General features: G+C 75.8%; 11 protein-coding genes. 8 read left to right on the top strand and 3 right to left on the bottom strand.

From position 1 onward, the window contains the following. Positions 1-21: 21 nt before the first annotated feature. The 5 genes from ACGH2B_RS09445 to ACGH2B_RS09425 all read left to right on the top strand — a co-directional run bounded on the left by ACGH2B_RS09445 (position 22) and on the right by ACGH2B_RS09425 (position 7,854). Positions 22-2,967: a DUF5682 family protein gene (locus ACGH2B_RS09445; protein ID WP_399096861.1), complete on the top strand. Its 2,946-nt coding sequence runs from the start codon at positions 22-24 to the stop codon at positions 2,965-2,967. After that, the gene (locus ACGH2B_RS09440; protein ID WP_399086964.1) at positions 2,964-4,217 is read left to right on the top strand and encodes a VWA domain-containing protein; all 1,254 of its coding nucleotides are present in this window, start codon (positions 2,964-2,966) and stop codon (positions 4,215-4,217) included. Before ACGH2B_RS09445 ends, ACGH2B_RS09440 begins: the two co-directional genes overlap by 4 nt. A gap of 351 nt (positions 4,218-4,568) precedes the next feature. After that, entirely contained in the window at positions 4,569-4,940 is a 372-nt protein-coding gene (locus ACGH2B_RS09435) for a hypothetical protein (protein WP_399086962.1), read from the top strand. Between the two features lie 670 nt (positions 4,941-5,610). Next, positions 5,611-6,519: a hypothetical protein gene (locus ACGH2B_RS09430; RefSeq protein ID WP_399086960.1), complete on the top strand. Its 909-nt coding sequence runs from the start codon at positions 5,611-5,613 to the stop codon at positions 6,517-6,519. A gap of 90 nt (positions 6,520-6,609) precedes the next feature. Further along, positions 6,610-7,854: a hypothetical protein gene (locus tag ACGH2B_RS09425; protein ID WP_399086958.1), complete on the top strand. Its 1,245-nt coding sequence runs from the start codon at positions 6,610-6,612 to the stop codon at positions 7,852-7,854. Between the two features lie 346 nt (positions 7,855-8,200). Here the strand turns inward: ACGH2B_RS09425 and ACGH2B_RS09420 are convergent, their stop codons facing one another. Beyond that, a complete protein-coding gene (locus ACGH2B_RS09420; protein ID WP_399086956.1) occupies positions 8,201-9,100 on the bottom strand; it encodes a peptidoglycan-binding protein in 900 nt (299 codons plus the stop codon). A gap of 568 nt (positions 9,101-9,668) precedes the next feature. Between ACGH2B_RS09420 and sucC the strand changes: the two genes are divergently transcribed. Together sucC and sucD are read left to right on the top strand one after the other, a co-directional pair. Further along, positions 9,669-10,847 (top strand): ADP-forming succinate--CoA ligase subunit beta, encoded by a 1,179-nt coding sequence (sucC, locus tag ACGH2B_RS09415; protein WP_399086954.1) that lies wholly within the window; start codon positions 9,669-9,671, stop codon positions 10,845-10,847. Positions 10,848-10,868: 21 nt separating this feature from the next. Beyond that, entirely contained in the window at positions 10,869-11,753 is an 885-nt protein-coding gene (sucD, locus tag ACGH2B_RS09410) for a succinate--CoA ligase subunit alpha (protein WP_399086952.1), read from the top strand. A gap of 175 nt (positions 11,754-11,928) precedes the next feature. Here sucD and ACGH2B_RS09405 read toward each other — a convergent pair whose 3' ends face one another. Next, complete coding sequence (locus ACGH2B_RS09405) at positions 11,929-13,518, bottom strand: hypothetical protein (RefSeq protein WP_399086950.1); 1,590 nt, start codon at positions 13,516-13,518, stop codon at positions 11,929-11,931. A gap of 225 nt (positions 13,519-13,743) precedes the next feature. Between ACGH2B_RS09405 and ACGH2B_RS09400 the strand changes: the two genes are divergently transcribed. Next, complete coding sequence (locus tag ACGH2B_RS09400) at positions 13,744-15,963, top strand: DUF6350 family protein (RefSeq protein ID WP_399086948.1); 2,220 nt, start codon at positions 13,744-13,746, stop codon at positions 15,961-15,963. Positions 15,964-16,323: 360 nt separating this feature from the next. On the opposite strand, the gene ACGH2B_RS09395 is transcribed toward ACGH2B_RS09400, so the two are convergent. Next, complete coding sequence (locus ACGH2B_RS09395; RefSeq protein ID WP_399086946.1) at positions 16,324-17,370, bottom strand: hypothetical protein; 1,047 nt, start codon at positions 17,368-17,370, stop codon at positions 16,324-16,326. Positions 17,371-17,597 lie beyond the last annotated feature (227 nt).

Genomic DNA, 17,597 nt, shown 5'->3' with positions numbered 1-17,597 from the left:
GGAGCGGACACGCCCGGTGAGATGAGCGGGCCCGCCGGCGGGCGCGGCTCCGGTGCCGCCGGAGCCACGGAGCCGGTGCTGCTCGGGGTGCGGCACCACGGCCCCGGCTCGGCGCGGGCGGTGCGCGCCGCCCTGGAGCGGACCGCGCCGCGCGCGGTGCTCATCGAGGGGCCCCCGGAGGCGGACGCCCTGGTACCGCTCGCCGGGCATCCCGGTATGCGTCCGCCGGTGGCCCTGCTCGCCCATGTCCGGGACGCACCGGGACGGTCGGCGTTCTGGCCGCTGGCGGAGTTCTCCCCGGAGTGGGTGGCGTTGCGCTGGGCCCTGGAGCGGGGGGTGCCGGTCCGCTTCATCGACCTCCCGGCCGCCCACTCCCTGGCCATGCCGGAGCCCGCACCCGGGCCCGCACCGGAGCGGGGCGGCGAGGCCCGGCCGGACACCGGTGCCGGACGGGCGCCGGACGGCCCCCACCGGGGCGGACCCCCGGACATCGCAGAAACCCGGGACGCCGCGCCGGGTCCGGACGGCACCCCGGACGGCACCCCGGACGCGGCGACCGCACCCGGCCTCCCGGGTGAGGAGAGCGCCGGCGATGAAGCCGCACCGGGGACGGCGGACGCCGCGCTCCGGACCGATCCGCTGGGCGCGCTCGCCCGGGCCGCCGGATACGACGATGCCGAGGCGTGGTGGGAGGACGTCGTCGAGCACCGCACCGGGGGCGGAGCCGGGGAGACGGATGCCCTGGCCCCGTTCGCCGCCGTCGCCGAGGCGATGTCCGCTCTGCGCGAGACGTACGGCGACGGCGGGCGGTCCGACGACCCGGTCCGCGAGGCCCATATGCGGCTGCGGATCCGGGCCGCCCGGCGGGAGTTCGGGGACCGCGTCGCCGTGGTCTGCGGCGCCTGGCACGTCCCGGCGCTGACCCGCCGCACGACGGTGGCCGCCGACCGCCGTCTCCTGACCGGCCTGCCCAAGGTCAAGACCGAGCTGACCTGGGTGCCCTGGACCCACCGCCGCCTCTCCCGGTACAGCGGGTACGGCGCCGGTATCGCCTCCCCCGGCTGGTACGGCCACCTCTTCCGGGCGCCCGACCGGCCCGTCGAACGCTGGCTGACCCGGGCCGCCGGGCTGCTCCGGGAGGAGGACTACGCCGTCTCCCCGGCATACGTCATCGAGGCCGTACGCCTCGCCCAAGGGCTCGCCGCGGTCCGCGGCAGGCCGCTCCCGGGGCTCGCCGAGACCACCGACGCGATCCGCGCCGTGATGGGCGACGGCTCCGACGTCCCGGCCGCCCTGATCCACGACCGGCTCGTGGTCGGGGACGCCCTCGGCGAGGTGCCCGACGACGCACCCGCCGTCCCCCTGCAACGCGATCTGACCCGCACCGCCCGCACCCTGCGCCTCAAGCCGGAGGCCGCCGAGCGCGAACTGGAGCTGGATCTGCGCAAGGAGACGGACGCCGGACGCAGCCGCCTGCTGCACCGGCTGCGCCTCCTCGGCATCCCTTGGGGCGAGCCGGTCCGGTCGCGCACCACCACCGGTACGTTCCGTGAGACCTGGCGGCTGCGCTGGGAGCCCGAGTTGTCGGTGAAGGTCGCCGAGGCCGGGATCTGGGGGACGACCGTGCGCTCCGCGGCCACCGCCAAGGCCGAGGCGGACGCGAGCGCCGCCACCGTGCTCGCCGAGGTCACCGCCGTCGTCGAGAGCTGTCTGCTCGCCGGGCTTTCCGCTGCCCTGCCGCAGGTCATGCGCGTCCTGGCGGACCGCGCCGCGCTGGACACCGACGTCGGACGGCTCGCCCAGGCGCTTCCCGCCCTCGTCCGGGCCGTCCGCTACGGCGATGTGCGCGGCACGGACGGCGCGGCGCTGCGCGAGGTGGCCGCCGGACTGGCCGAGCGCGTCTTCGTCGGACTGCCGCCCGCCTGCGCCGGCCTCGACGCGGACGCCGCCACCGAGATGCGCGGCCATCTCGACGCCACCCACCGGGCGGTCACCCTGCTGAGCCGCCCGGAGGCCACCGGGGGAGCCGGAGCCCCCGAATCCGCCGAGGTGGCCGGGGTCACCGGAGCCGACGCGGACACCGAGAGGGCCAGGGCCACCGAAGCCACCGAATCCGCCGAGAGCGGAGCCACCGAGGGCACCAGGCTCGCAGAGACCCCCGAGTGCGCGGGTTTGGCCGAATCGGCCAATGGTCTTGATGCCAGCGTGAGTTCCGTTTCCTCCGAACGTGCCGGTGCGGGCGAGTCGGCCGAAAGTACTGAAATCACGGCGAGTTCAGGCCCCACCCAGCACGTCAACGTGACCGCATCCCTCACCGCCCTCGCACCCACCACAGACGCACCCACCCCAGACCCACCCACCACCGAGCCACCCCCGGCCACCCCCGGGCCCGCCACCTCCGACGTGACCCCCGGTGACCGCTGGGCGCGGGCGCTGCGTGCGGTCGCCGGGCGGGAGCGGGTGCCGGGGCTGCTCCGGGGGCGGGCGGCGCGGCTGTTGCGGGATGACGGGCGGCTCGGTGACGAGGATGTGGAGCGGCTGATGGGGCTCGCCCTGTCACCCGCCGCCCCGCCCGCGGACGCCGCCGGATGGATCGAGGGCTTCGCCGGCGGCGGGGACGGCGACGGCATGTTGCTGGTCCACGACGAGCGGCTGCTCGCCCTCGTCGACGGCTGGCTGACGGGGGTGCCGCCCGAGGCGTTCACGGACGTCCTGCCGTTGCTGCGCCGGACGTTCGCCGGGTACGGGCCCGGGGTCCGCCGGGCCCTCGGCGAGCTGATACGCCGGGGCCCCGCCGCCCTCGCGCCACGGGCGCCGGGGCCCGGCGCGGGCCCGGACGACGCCGTACCGGTACCGGGCTTCGGCCCCGGGCTCGACCGTGACCGCGCCGCCGCCGTCCTGCCCGTCCTCCACCTGCTGCTCGACTCCGCCTCGTACGCCGACGACCCTTTGGGGAGGGCCTGTTGAACGCCACCGACCGTACCGACCCGGGCGCCGCGACCACCTGCCCCACCGCACCCGAGCCCGCCGCCCTCGCTCCCTCTGTACCGGCGGACGAGCGGCTGCGGCGCTGGCGGCTGGTGCTCGGCGGGGGAGAGGCGGACGGCACCGGACGCGAACTGCGCGGTCAGGACCGGGCGATGGACGAGGCGCTCGCCGCCCTCTACGGCCGGGGCGGCGCCGGTCGGGACAGCGCCGGACGGGGCACCGGGGGGCGGCGCACCGCCGGGCTCGGCGCGTCCGCACCCGGTGTGGCGCGCTGGCTCGGCGACATCCGCAGATACTTCCCTACCCCGGTCGTCCAGCTCATGCAGCGGGACGCCATCGACCGGCTCGGCCTGGCCGCACTGTTGCTGGAGCCGGAGATGCTGGAGGCGGTGGAGGCGGACGTCCACCTGGTCGGCACCCTGCTGACGCTCGGCAAAGCCCTGCCCGAGACGACCCGGGAGAGCGCACGGGCCGTGGTCCGGAAGGTCGTCGCGGAGCTGGAGCGACGGCTGGCGGCACGGACCCGCGCCACCCTCACCGGCGCGCTGGATCGCTCGGCCCGCACCGCCCGCCCCCGCCACCGCGACATCGACTGGGGCCGCACCCTGCGCGCGAACCTCAAGAACTACCTGCCCGAGCACCGCACGGTCGTCCCCGAGCGGCTGATCGGGTACGGGCGTGCCGCGCGCTCCGTGCGGAAGGAGGTGGTGCTCTGCCTCGATCAGTCCGGGTCCATGGCCGCGTCCGTCGTCCATGCCTCGGTGTTCGGCGCGGTCCTCGCCTCGATGCGGACCCTCGACACCCGGCTGGTCGTCTTCGACACCTCCGTCGTCGACCTCACCGACCGGATCGACGACCCGGTGGACGTCCTCTTCGGCACACAGCTCGGCGGCGGCACGGACATCAACCGCGCGCTCGCCTACTGCCAGTCCCGCATCACCCGCCCCGCCGACACCATCGTCGTCCTCATCAGCGACCTCTACGAGGGCGGGATCCGCGACGGAATGATCGGGCGGGTCGCCGCGATGAAGGCGGCGGGGGTGCAGTTCGTCTGCCTGCTCGCCCTGTCCGACGAGGGCGCGCCCGCCTACGACCGGGAGCACGCCGCGGCTCTGGCGGCCCTGGGTGTACCGGCGTTCGCCTGTACGCCGGACCGATTCCCGGATGTCATGGCCGCAGCAATCGAAAAGCGACCCCTATCCATAGCCGACATACCGGAGCAACGCTGACGGGTCGTACGGGCGGACCTTGCGGCCCGGCCGCCGCTCCGGGCAAGGTCGCCGTATCGCCCACGACGTGAGCGGCACCACGGCCCGCGGGCTGTGACCGTTCCCGTCCTCCCGCGAAGCACTCACCGTTTCCGCCGTACCCGTACGCCCTGTCCGCGCACGCGCGGTGTCCGGGGAGAGCGGCGCGGCGGGCGCGGCACACCCGCACCCCGCACGCCCGGATCGGCCGGCTCCCGCCATCAACGGGGCGTCGGAGAAGCCCGGTTGTGCGCCTGCACCGTCGGCGCCGGGCTCTGCCGAGCGGGGCGGGGCAGGTCAGTCCGTCAATTCCAGAAGCGAAGGATCGTCACCATGCGTCATCCCGTTCGCCGTTCCCTGGCCGTGGCCGCCGCCGCAGCCGGCCTGCTCGCCTTCGGCGCTACCGCCGCCCAGGCCGATGACTGGCAGGGCACCGACAAGATCGGCAGCCAGATCTTCTCCGCGGCCGAGGACGGTGGCCGCGTGGTCCTGCCGCCGTCCGACGACTGCGACCCCGGGCCCGGCGAGATCTGCCGCGTGGACCCGGAGCGCCCGACCGGTTACTCCGTCAAGCAGGCGTCGCTCCCGTCCGGCGACGAGGGTGAGATCATCCCCCGTATCCCGGCCGAGAAGGGCGACCTCCCCCGTGAGGTTCGCTGCATCCACACCGACGGTGGCCGCGTCGTCTGCCTGCCCGTCGGCTGACGTACCGAACCGGTACGGCGGCGGCACCCCGCCGCACTCCCGTCGGCGTGACTGACGCGCCGACGCCCCGAAACCGCCGGGTGGTCCTCTGTGGGGGAGGATCATCCGGCCTCGGCGTTTCCGGCTCCGGTGGCGGGGGTCTTGAGCGCTTCAACTCACGTATGTGCAGCTGGATATGGTGATGCGACCTCGCCGCGATCCGGTCCTCGGCAGGGCCCCGGCCCCGTACCTCCCGCTCCCTTCCGGCCTGTGCGTCCGCCCGGCCCTGGCCGTGGTTCGCGTACCCCGAACGCACTTGACGATCTGTCATGAACCTGCCGATCCATGGGCCGTACCAGGGGCCCGCGCGACGCACGTGCACAAGGAACGCGCGTAGACCTCCGAGGAAGACCAAGAGGGGCCCCGGCCAGGCGTCTCGCCTGCCTCGCCCCGCCCTCCGGTCGCCCCGTGTTCGGCCTCCATCCCCCGGTAAATCGAAACCCGTTCGTACGTCATACCGGACATGGCGGAGGAACGTGACAGGAGCGCCGAGGGGACTTGCGGGCGCCCTGGCCTCTCGTGCAAGGATCGGGACATCGCTTGATCACCCGTGACGAGAGTGACGCCGTGGCCTGTGCCCGGTGTCCCCGTCCTTCTGGGAAGGTCCCCTCCGTTGTCCGCTGTGTTCGCCGTGTCTGCCGCCGTGCGCCTGCCGCGCACCGTGGCCGTGCGGCGTGCGCTGCTGGCGGGGCTCTTCCTGGTGGGTTTCGTGGCCCTCGGCTTCGCCTTCGGCCCCGGCGCCCACGCGGACGGCCGCACGGCGCGGCTGCCGGGGAAGCTCTCCCCGGCCAACGCCGTCGCGCCGACCGGGGATCAGCCGTCGGACCAGCCGTCACCGCAGGTCCGGGCCGTGCCCGTGGATCGCGCGACGGCCTCGCCCGCCGAGGCCACGGCCGAGGCGGCGGCACCGGTCCGGGCCGCCACCCGGACCGCGTCGCCGGACCGTCCGGAGGACTCCGCAACCGCGGTCACGCGGGAAGGATCCCGGGCGGGCGCGGCGACCGAACGCCGGGCACGGGCCGCGGCCGGTGACCTCGCCGACGCCGTACGGCCCACCGCCGAGCGCGCCGTCATCGACCCGGTGACCGGTCTCGTACGGCGGCTGGGTGACACGGTGGGCGCCACGCTGCCGCTGCCGTCCGGAACGCACCCGGGGCACCCCGGGGACGGTGGCCGGCCGCAGCACGGTGGCGCTCCGCACGGCACTCCGCAGAGCCCAGCGCACCGCGTCGGACCTGCGAAGAAGGCGAACCTGCCGCAGGACGGCGGGAAGCGGGCACGAGGTGGCGAGGGGGCGCGTGACGCCTCTCGTGCGCCGGGTGTGCCGGGCCGGGACGGTGCGTCGGCGCCGCTCCCCGGGGTGACGTTCACCCCCGCCTCGCCGACCACCGGCGACGGCCACGGGCCCCGCGGTGATCATCAGCACGCCGCATACGTGGCGGAGGCCGCGTACACCGGGCGGATGCCCGGCGGTGCGCACCGGACCGAGGGCGCGCCGACGCGTCACCGGCCCCACGACATCCTCGAATTCCCCGGGTAGGGCGGACCGTTCCGCGTCCCTTGTGACCTGCCGCGCGGGGGCGGCACAGGTCTGCCCGTTCACTCCCCTGAATTCGAAGGATCCCTTCCCATGCGTATCGCCATCCGCCGTTCCATCGCCGTCGCCGCCACCGCCACCGGGCTGTGGGCCCTCGGCACCGTTGCCGCCAACGCCGCCGAACTGCCCGGCACTTCGGACCTTCCCGCCGTCGGCTCGCTGTCCGACGCGGGCAAGAAGGTGACCGACACCGTTCCCGCCCTCCCCGCCGAGAAGGGCCTGCCGGCCGGTCTGTCGGACGCGGCGAAGAAGACCCCGCACGTCATTCCGGCGCAGCCCCGCGTCCCGGCCGGTCTCTCCAAGGCGGCCAAGAAGACGACGCGTTCGATCCCGCTGCAGCACGGCGTCCCGGCCGCCTCGGACCTGACCGACCTGGCCGACCTGCCGGGCGTTCCCGAGGTCCCGGCGCTGCCCGCCACCGACGCCCTGCCCGCCACCGACGGTCTGGGCCCGGTCCTCAACTCCCTGGGCGGCATCCACACCACGATCGCCAAGGGTGACCAGTACGGGCGCCTCCAGGAGGACCTGAACCGCGCGGTTCCCGGCGCCGAGCTGACCGGCCTGACGAAGCTGGAGAAGCTCACCAAGGTCACGAAGCTGACCAAGGCCACCGAGCTGACCGACCTGGGCAAGCTGACGAAGCTCACCGACCTGACCCAGCTCACGAACCTGACCGACCCGGTTCCGTCCGTCCCGGCGCTGCCCACGACCCCGGCCGTTCCCTCGGTCCCGTCGATCCCCGCGCTCCCGGCCCACTCGACGGTGCCGTCCGTCCCGGCGATCCCCGGTAAGCCCGCGCACGGTGCCACCGGCTCCCTCGTCAAGGGCGCGCTCGCCCTCGTCCTCCCGGTCACCAAGGGCACCGTCAACGGGGTGACCCCGGCCGCCGTGCAGAGCGTCGTCGTGACGCTGCTGCCCGCCGGCACCGTGCCCGCCGGCCTGACCGACCCGGCCGCCATCCCGGCCCTCCCGGCCGGTGTGCCGTCCGTCCCCGCCGTCCCCGCCGTCCCCGCCGTCCCGTCCGTGCCTGCCGTCCCGGGCATCCCGGCCGGTGAGACCGTGCCCGCGATCCCGGCGCTCCCGGGCATCCCGGCCGGTGAGACCGTGCCCTCGGTCCCGGCGCTCCCGGGCATCCCGGCCGGTGAGACCGTGCCCGCGATCCCGGCGCTCCCGGGCATCCCGGTCGGTCACACCGTGCCCTCGATTCCGGCGCTCCCCGGCATCCCGGCCGGTGACAGCGTTCCCTCCGTCCCGGCGCTCCCGGCCCAGACCGTCTGACGGAGGTAACTCCGCGACGCACCCCCTGCGCGGGTGACGTCGCACCATGAACAGCCGGGTGGCCCTCTGTGGGGGAGGGCCACCCGGCTTCGTCATGTCTTCCGGCTGCCTGCGGGGCCGGGCCGTCGGCGGCGGCCCGGCCCCGCAGGCACGTCCGGAACCTTTGGCGTACGTCCGGAGCCCCGCTCGCGTACAGGCCCGGCCCGGGCGTGTGCCCCGGCCCGCGGCGGTGCGGGTGATCGGGCCGATGCGTACGCCCGCGACACCGCGGTTGCGCACCGTACGCCCGTGACACCGCACCGCCGCACCGCCGCGGCTCCGTGCCGCGCCCGTCCGTGGCGGCGTGCTAGGACGCGGGGACCTTCAGGCGGTCCCAGCTCACCCGGCCGGGGATGCCGTCCGCGTCGTCGCCGGAGAAGCCGAGCTTCCGCTGCCAGGCGGCGTACGACTCGCGGTCCGCGTCGGTCCACTCGGGGCCCGGGCCCTGGCGGTAGCGGCCGCAGTCCTCCGCGACCAGGCGTTCGCCCATCGCCGTGATCACCGCGCTGCGGGTGCCGGAGCGGAAGAAGTCCCGCCCGGGGAACGGCTCGTGGGCCGCGGGGGCGTCCCCGCCGCCGTCCGTTCCGCCGCCCTCCGTCTCCCCGGCGCCGGCCGGTCCGGCCAACCGGGCGCGGATACGGGCGCGCAGCGCGTCCATGGTGAAGCCGCGCGGGTCGACCTTGCCCGGCTGCCACTCCAGATGGCCGATGACGGAGCGCTCGCCCCAGCCGTGGGCGCGGCAGAGCGCCGCCGACGCGCGGACGATCGCCTGGAGTTGGGCCTCGGGCCACGGGTCGTCGCCGTCGCCGAGGTTGATGCATTCGAAGCCGTAGAAGTGCGGATTGCCGTCGGTGTCGCTCTCGTTGTCGCGCGGCGGCTTCTCCTCGGCGACGACGGCGCGCAGGACGTCGCCGTCGCCCAACCCGGCATGGTTGGCGCGGCCGTTGCCGACGAGGTGGATCTCGCCCTTCTTGTCGATCACTCCGTGGCAGAGCGGTCCGGGCAGGTCGGAGCGGCCCTCGTAGCAGAGCGCCACGGAGTCGTCGGTGCCCTTGGTGGCGGTGTGGTGGATCATCACGCCGTTCAGCGGGCCCCAGGCGCCCTGGGCGTTGCGGTTGTGGGTACGCCAGTCGCGTACCTCGTGGACGGTCAGCCCCTCGTCGCGCAACGCCTTGAGCAGGCCGGACGCGGTGAGCGGTGTCGCCATCGGATTCCCCCATGCAGTCGTCGTGGCCGTCGCCGCCGGCCGTGCCGGAGCGGGACGGACGGTCCCGGCGGCCGCGCGCCGGTCGTCGCGGGGACGGCCGGACGGCGCGGGCACCCGGCCCCGGGCCGGGCACTCCCCTTGTACCCAGGTGGGCGGCGGGTAGTGCACCGGGTCGTCGTGCGCCGTGCGGGTCGTCGTGCGCCGGTGCGCTCTACGGGGCGGCCGGGGTGGCTGGAACGGTATGCGGATTCCGTGGCGGACGGCCGTTCGGGCGGTGACGTGAGGCGTTCCACAGTGACGCGCCCGGACGCCGCGAAACCCCCGGTCCAAGGCGTCCGTACGGGTGCTGCCTGGGATTCTGTGACCGTAATCACCGCTCCAGCGTGAGCTGTGATTTAGGGCCGCACCGCCTGCGGCGATAACCTGCGAGACGGACATGCCGCGTATTCGGTCACCGTGTACGCCTCCCCTGTGACAGCGCCGTCACGTTGCCCTTCGCGGCACGCCCATCGCAGAGAACGACCCGCGATCACTACGGCGATTCTGAGAAGACAAGGGACGGACGCGCGTGGACCTGTTCGAGTACCAGGCGAGGGACCTCTTCGCCAAGCACGGTGTACCGGTGCTGGCCGGTGAAGTCATCGACACGCCTGAGGCAGCCCGCGAGGCGACCGAGCGTCTGGGCGGCAAGTCGGTCGTCAAGGCGCAGGTGAAGGTCGGCGGCCGCGGCAAGGCCGGCGGCGTCAAGCTGGCCGGCACCCCCGACGAGGCGGTCGAGCACGCGACCAACATCCTCGGGATGGACATCAAGGGCCACACGGTCCACAAGGTGATGATCGCGGAGACCGCTCCCGAGATCGTCGAGGAGTACTACGTCTCGTACCTCCTCGACCGCACCAACCGCACCTTCCTGGCCATGGCCTCCGTCGCCGGTGGCATGGACATCGAAGAGGTCGCGGCGACCACCCCCGAGAAGCTCGCCAAGATCCCGGTCGACGCCAACGAGGGCGTCACCAAGGAGAAGGCCCAGGAGATCGTCGCCGCGGGCCAGTTCCCGGCCGAGGTCGCCGACAAGGTCGCCGACGTCCTGGTCACCCTGTGGAAGACCTTCGTCGCCGAGGACGCGCTCCTCGTCGAGGTCAACCCGCTGGCCAAGGTCGCCTCCGGTGAGGTCATCGCCCTCGACGGCAAGGTGTCCCTGGACGCCAACGCCGAGTTCCGCCAGCCGGAGCACGAGGCCCTGGAGGACAAGGCCGCGGCGAACCCGCTGGAGGCCGCCGCCAAGGCCAAGGGCCTGAACTACGTCAAGCTCGACGGCGAGGTCGGCATCATCGGTAACGGTGCCGGTCTGGTCATGTCGACCCTGGACGTCGTCGCCTACGCCGGTGAGAACCACGGTGGCGTCAAGCCCGCCAACTTCCTCGACATCGGTGGCGGCGCCTCCGCCGAGGTCATGGCGAACGGCCTGGAGATCATCCTCGGCGACCCGGACGTCAAGTCCGTCTTCGTCAACGTCTTCGGTGGCATCACCGCCTGTGACGAGGTCGCCAACGGCATCGTCCAGGCTCTGGAGCTGCTGAAGTCCAAGGGTGAGAACGTCAGCAAGCCGCTGGTCGTCCGCCTCGACGGCAACAACGCGGAGCTGGGTCGCAAGATCCTCAGCGACGCCAACCACCCGCTGGTGCAGCGCGTGGACACCATGGACGGCGCGGCCGACAAGGCCGCCGAGCTCGCGGCTGCGAAGTAAGGGACGAGGTCAGACACCACCATGGCTATCTTCCTCACCAAGGACAGCAAGGTCATCGTCCAGGGGATGACCGGTGCCACCGGCATGAAGCACACCAAGCTCATGCTCGGTGACGGCACCAACATCGTCGGCGGCGTGAACCCCCGCAAGGCCGGCGAGAAGGTCGACTTCGACGGCACCGAGGTGCCCGTCTTCGGTTCCGTCGCCGAGGCGATGGAGCAGACCGGCGCCGACGTCTCCGTCATCTTCGTGCCGCCGAAGTTCGCGAAGGCCGCCGTCGTCGAGGCGATCGACGCCGAGATCGGTCTCGCCGTCGTGATCACCGAGGGCATCGCGGTCCACGACTCCGCCGCCTTCTGGGCGCACGCCAAGACCAAGGGCAACAAGACCCGGATCATCGGTCCGAACTGCCCCGGTCTGATCACCCCCGGCCAGTCCAACGCCGGCATCATCCCGGGCGACATCACCAAGCCCGGCAAGATCGGTCTCGTCTCCAAGTCGGGCACGCTGACCTACCAGATGATGTACGAGCTGCGTGACATCGGCTTCACCTCGGCCGTCGGCATCGGTGGCGACCCGGTCATCGGCACCACCCACATCGACGCTCTGGAGGCCTTCGAGGCCGACCCGGAGACCGAGCTGATCGTCATGATCGGTGAGATCGGCGGCGACGCCGAGGAGCGTGCGGCCGACTTCATCAAGGCCAACGTCACCAAGCCGGTCGTCGGCTACGTCGCGGGCTTCACCGCGCCCGAGGGCAAGACCATGGGCCACGCCGGCGCCATCGTCTCCGGCTCCTCCGGCACCGCCCAGGCGAAGAAGGAGGCCCTGGAGGCCGCCGGCGTCAAGGTCGGCAAGACCCCGTCGGAGACCGCCCGTCTGGCCCGCGAGATCCTCGTCGGCTGACGCCAAGCCTTCCGGCAACACCGGGCCCGCACCCTTTCGGGGGTGCGGGCCCGGTGGCGTTTGCGCGGGTGGGTGGTGCGGTCGGCCGGTGGCCGGTTCCGTACGGTGCCGTGCCCGGGCCGGTGGCCGTACGTACGGGGCCGGTTCCGTACGGCGGCGGGTGGCGGGGCGTACGTCAGCCGTGCGGGGCCGGGGAGGACGCGGGCCGGGCGGGTGGTGCGGTCGGGTGGGCCGTGGGCGGGGTGACGGACCGGGGTGCGGCCGAGCCGCGGGCGGCCGGTCCGGGTGCGGCGGGCGCCGGTGCGGAGGGGCCGGGCTGGGCCGGGTGGGGCGCGGCGCCCGGTTTCCGTGGCGGGGCGGTTCCCGGAGCGGTGGAGGGCGCGGTCTTCGGCGCGGCGCCCGGGGCGGTACCCGGTGCGGGCCGGGGGCCGGGGTGGCCGCCCGGGGCGGGGCGGGCGGGCTTGCCGTCCTCGTCGTCCCCGTAGTCCCCGCCGCCGTCCGCCGGGTCGGGGCCGTAGCCCTGGTCGGACGCGTCGCCCCCGGGGTCGTCCCGGTCGTGCGCCGGGCCGGTGCCGGGTGACGGGCTGCCGTGGGCGGGTCCGGCGGCGTCCCGGGGCGGATGGTGGCCGCTCGGGGCCGTGGCGGGGCGGGCGGTCGCCCGGGGGTGTTCCGGGGGCGCGGGCCGGTCCGGCCACACCGCGGTGACCAGCGCGAAGACGGTGGTCGCGGCGAGCAGTCCGGTCAGCCCGAGCGCCCCGTAGGTCAGCCGGCGCACGCTCAGATCGCTGCCGCCGCGCACCGCCTCGGGGTCGGGCGGCGCCACCGGCTGCGCGGCGGCCAGCGCCGTGAGCCGGCCGTGCAGGATCGCGCCCTGCCGCTCCGGGGACACGTCGGACAGCTCCAGTTCGGGCATCCGTTCCGCGACGGTCGCCCGCGCGTGGGCCAGCCGTCCGCCCGCCGCCCGGGTGCTCGCCTCGACCTCCAGGGCGGTCGCACCGAGCCCCAGCCCGACGCCGTCGTGCAGCACCAGGACCCGCCGGTACGGGGCGGGCAGCTCCAGCAGGGCGCCCAGCAGCGCCCGGTCGCCGGGCCCGGCGGGCGGCGGCGCGGGCGCGGTGGGCGTCGGGCGCTCCGCCGTACGGCGGCCGACACGCAGTCCGTGCCACGGCGACAGCGCGTACTCGTGGGCGGCGGCCCGTACCCAGCTCACCGGGTCCGGGGCGCCGGCCACCTCGGGCCACCGCTGCCACGCCAGCCGGAACGCCCGCTCGGCCGCCTCCTGGGCGCGCCGGGGCCGCCCGGTGAGCAGATACGCCTGCCGGATCAGCGCCTGCGCGTGACGGTCGTACAGCACGTCGAACGCGGCGACGGCGGCGGCGCCGGGGTCCTGCGCCGGGCCCGGGCCCGGACCGGTCCGGACGCCGGGCCGCGGCGGGGCGATGGTGACGACCGGGATCTCCATGGTGTCCGCGGGGTCCCCGGTGAGGATCGGCAGCTCGGCGGTGTCGTCGAGCGAGGTGTCGCGGGGCGGTACGGGGCGGGCGGTGCGGGGGGCCTGCCCGGCGGCGCCCCGGCGGTGGCCGGGCCCGGCGTCCCCGGGGGGCGTCGCCGGGCCGGGCCGCGGGTGGGGGGCCGCCGGTTCCGGGCCCGCCTCGGGTGCCGGGCCCGCCTCGGGGGGCGGGGGGGTGGTCCGCCGGGCCCGGGGCCGCCGGGCGGGGGGCTCGGGGTGCCGTCGGCGTGGGTGCTGTCGTTTGCGGTGACTCATGCCGTCCTCTCCACGCGGCCCCGGCGCCCCGGCGGTACGCGGCCCGACAGGCCGGTACGCGGCGCACCGGATTCGCCGATCGAAGTCGCCTCGGGGTCGCTCAGGGGATCGTGCGTAATCCGGAACACAAGACAGTGTGAAAAACCAGATAAGCGGATCATGTGCGACACGTCGGTCATTTGGTCACTACGCGAAGGAATCGGGTGTTGTTGGCAGCATGGCGCCGTGAGCGAGCTGACCGAACGTGGCCCCGGACCGTTCCCGACCGGCCGCCCCGCCGCGCGCCGCCCCTCCGCGATCGGCGCGGCCTTCTTCGGCGGGGCGACGGCCGCCGGCCTCGGCCTCGGCGCGGTCACCGTCGTCGTGCTCCTGCTCTGGGTCGCCTCGCCCTACCCCGGCAGCGACCCGGAGGAGGCCCTGCACCTCGCCGCCGGTCTGTGGCTCCTCGCGCACGGCGCCGACCTCGTCCGCACCGTCACGCTCGGCGGGGCACCGGCCCCGGTGGCGCTCACCCCGCTGCTGTTCGCCGTCCTGCCCGTCTGGCTGCTCCACCGGACCGCCCGCCATGTCCTCGCCGGACCGTACGACGCCGGCCCCGCGACCGCCCCGCCCGTGCCCTCCGAGGCATCGCCGGGCGCCCGTCTGGCCGCTCTGGTCACCGGATACCTGCTGGTCACCGCCGGTGCCGTGGCCTATACGTCGACGGGCCCGCTGCGCGTCGACCCGCTCAGCGCCGCGCTCTGGGTCCCCGCCGTCACCGTCGGCACACCGGCCCTCGGCGCCTGGTACGGCTACGGGTCCCCGGGGCCCGCGCCCCGATGGCTGCGGGCCGTTTCGGGGGGCGTGCGGGGGGAGGCGGTGCGCCGTGCGGCCACCGCCGCGACCCTCGCCCTGCTCGCCTCCGGGTTGGTGCTGACCCTCGTCGGCCTGGCCCCGCACGTGGGTGACGCCCGGCGCGACCTGCTCACCCTCGCCCCCGACTGGGTCGGCCGCGGCACCGTGCTGCTGCTCTGCCTCGCCCTGCTCCCCAACGCGGCCGTCTGGGGCGCCGCGTACGGCCTGGGCCCCGGCTTCACCGCGGGCGCGGGCGCCCTCGCGAGCCCGCTGGGCACCTCCGCACCCACCGCTCTCCCGCACGTCCCGCTCCTCGCCGCCCTCCCCGACCCCGGCCCCGGCACACCGCTGACCTGGGCCGCCGCGGCCGGACCGGTCCTCGCGGGCGTACTGCTCGGCCGGTACGCGGCCCACTGCGCGACGCGGCCGGACGCCGGGGGGCCCTGGCGGCGCCGGACCACCGTGGGCGTGGCGGCCCTCGCCGCCCTCGCCTGCGGCGTCGCGACGGCCGTACTGGCCGCGGCGGCGGGCGGCGCCCTGGGCACCGGACGCCTCGCGCTCTTCGGCCCGTCCTGGTGGCTGACCGGCCTGGCCGCCACCGGCTGGACCGCCCTCACGGGCCTCCCGTCCGCCCTCCTGCTCCGCGCCTGCCGCCTCCGCTCCCAGCGCAAGCGCGCCCGTACCCGCCCCGGGTGCGGCACACCGGACGCACCGGGAGCCGAGGGGCGTACGACCGGAACGGAGGGCGCGGACGGCACGGCGAGCGCCCCCGGCGCCCCGCGCACACCGCAGCGCCCCGAGGACCGGAACGCGGCCTCCGGAAGCGGCGGGAAGGCGGCGCGCCCGGCCGTACCGGCGGGGAGCGCGGCCGTACCGCCCGGTCCGGCGGAGAGCGTCGACGCGCCGCCCCCGCCGGCCGGCTCCGGCACGACGCCCGTGGTCCCGTCACCCGCCGGGCCGCGCGCGGACGCGGCGGACGGCGCCGGTGCGCCCGCGCCCGCCCGGAAGCGCCGGTCCCGCCGTACGGGCACCGGGGAAGGCGCTCCAGACGGCGCCCGGCGGCCCGGCCGCGAGGCCCGGCGCACGCGGGGAGAGGCGGCGGGGGCGGAGAAGACCGGGAGGACGGAAGCCGCGGAGGCGGCGCGCGCGGGCGCCGAGCCGGAGGGGAAGGCCGGGCGAGCGGAGCGGCGGGCCGCGGTGCCGGAGGGGAAGGCCGGGCGGCCGGAGCGCCGGGCGACCGAGCCGGAGCGGCGGGCCGCCGCACCGGAGCGCAAGGCCACGCGGGCGGAGCGCAAGGCCGCGAAGGCGGAGCGCAAGGCCGCGAAGGCGGAGCGGAGAGCGGCGCGGGCGGCGCGGGCCGGCGGTGGGCGGCAGGGCGCGGACCGGGCGTCGTCCGACGAGTACGGGCTCGACATCCTCCTCCACCGCTTCGACCCCTGGCACGAGGCCGACACCCGGACGGCCCGCTGGGCGGAACTACGGGCCCACTCCGACGACGACCTGCCGGAACGTGAGGGGGAGACCACCTCGCCGGGAGCGCCCGGAGAACCGGCGGAAACGGGCGGGCGCCGCTTTGCCGGGGGCGCCCGTGGCACCGGGGTCATCGGGTGAGGGCCGGATGACACCGATGGCTCGCGCGTTACGCGGGCCCGACGGCTCGCGCGTGCGCGGGCGAAGGACGCCGCGGGGGCGGGACGGCCGGGGCGGGGAAGGGAACGGGAGAGCGCCGAGGCGCCGGCGGACGGCGCGTACGCGGGTGGCGGTGCCGGGCAGGTGCGGCCGGGGCCGCGAGCCGGAGGGCTCGGCTTCTGCGGGCCCGTCCCTCCGACGCCCGCCCCGCCGTCCGGAAAGCGGCGAGCCCCCGGCACAACCGCCGGGTTCGGCGGCCGGGCCAGGGGCTCGGGACGTTCACGATGATGCGAGGACCGGCGCCTGGTGGCCGCACGGTCCGGTGCGGTGGGGGAGCGGGGGTCAGTCCTGGGAGCCCAGCAGCGGGCGGAACTCCTCGGGGAGCAGCTTCTCGCAGGACTGGGCGGAGGAGCGGGTCAGGGCGTCGTCGACGCAGGTGAAGTAGTCGCGGTAGGCGAGCTTGACGAAGAACGTCGCGGCCACCATCAGCAGCGCCAGGGACGCCATGACCAGGCCGCTGATCGCCGCCGTGGTCTGCGGGCGGGTGGAGGCCGGTGCGGTCCGGTCCGCTGCGGAGGGGGCGGCGGACGGTGCCGGGCGGCCCTCCATGGCCGCCGTCGTCGCGGCGGCGGACGGCTTCCCGGCACGCGGCTTGGCCCGCAGCGAGCTGATGCCCCAGTAGAGGGCGAGCGCGCCGAGCAGCAGCGCGATCTCCGGGAGGCTGAAGAGCGCGAAGAAGAACGCCCACATACCGGCGAGCAGGGCGTAACGGGCGCGCCGCTGGGCCGGGTCGGTCGGGTCCCAGCGCAGTCCGCCGGGGCGTCCTTCGGAGCCGCCCTGTCCGGTGGGGCGCCCGGGACGGTTGCCGAAACCGCCGCTCTGCCGCCCCGGCTGCCGGCTGCTCCACTGGCTGCCCCAGGCCGGCGGCCCGTCCTCACCCTGGCCGCCCTCGGGGTGCGCCCCCTGGTCGCCGTCGTGCCCCGCCCGGCGCCGCGGCCGCCACTCCTGGTCCGGCGCGCCCTCGGGCGGCGGCGCGAAGGGGTTGCGCTCCTGCCGGCCGGAGCCGTTGCCTGATCCGTCGCCGTTCCCGCCGCCCGAGCCGTTGTCCGCGCCGGAGCCCGCCCCGGAGCTGGAGCCCGAGCCCGCCCCGGAGTCGTTGTCCGTACCGCCGTCCGGGCCGGGACCCGTACCGCCCCCGGGCTCGCCCGACCGCGACGCGAGGCCGCCGCCGGGCCGGAGGTGCGGGCCGGCGGCGGGGAGCCGCAGGGAGTACGGGGCGGAGGAAGCACCGGCGGTGGAAAGGGCTCCCCCGCCCGGCAGGCGGGCCGCGCCGGGGGCCGTCGCGGGCAGCGGGAGGAGGGGGGCCGCGCGGCGGCGTCGGTCCGGCATCTGGAGTGAGTCTTCCCTTTGTCTCGGCCGCCCTTCCGGCCGGGGCCGGGGGACGAGCACCGTGAACTGCGTGCGTTCCTGCGCCCGACGCTACCTCCCGTGCCCGCCCCCGTCCCGTGGGGGCCGCTCGGTGTGCCGGTATCGTTGCTGACGGTCGGCGCCTTCGTAGGGTTCCCCGTATTCACGCGACCCATGGCTTCGTACGACCGCACAAACGCCGGACAAGG

Origin of the sequence: Streptomyces sp. BBFR2, assembly GCF_044497305.1 — a bacterium.
GTDB lineage: Bacteria > Actinomycetota > Actinomycetes > Streptomycetales > Streptomycetaceae > Streptomyces.
Note: the sequence above shows the minus strand (reverse complement) of the source record. Positions and strands in the feature narration are given on the sequence as shown.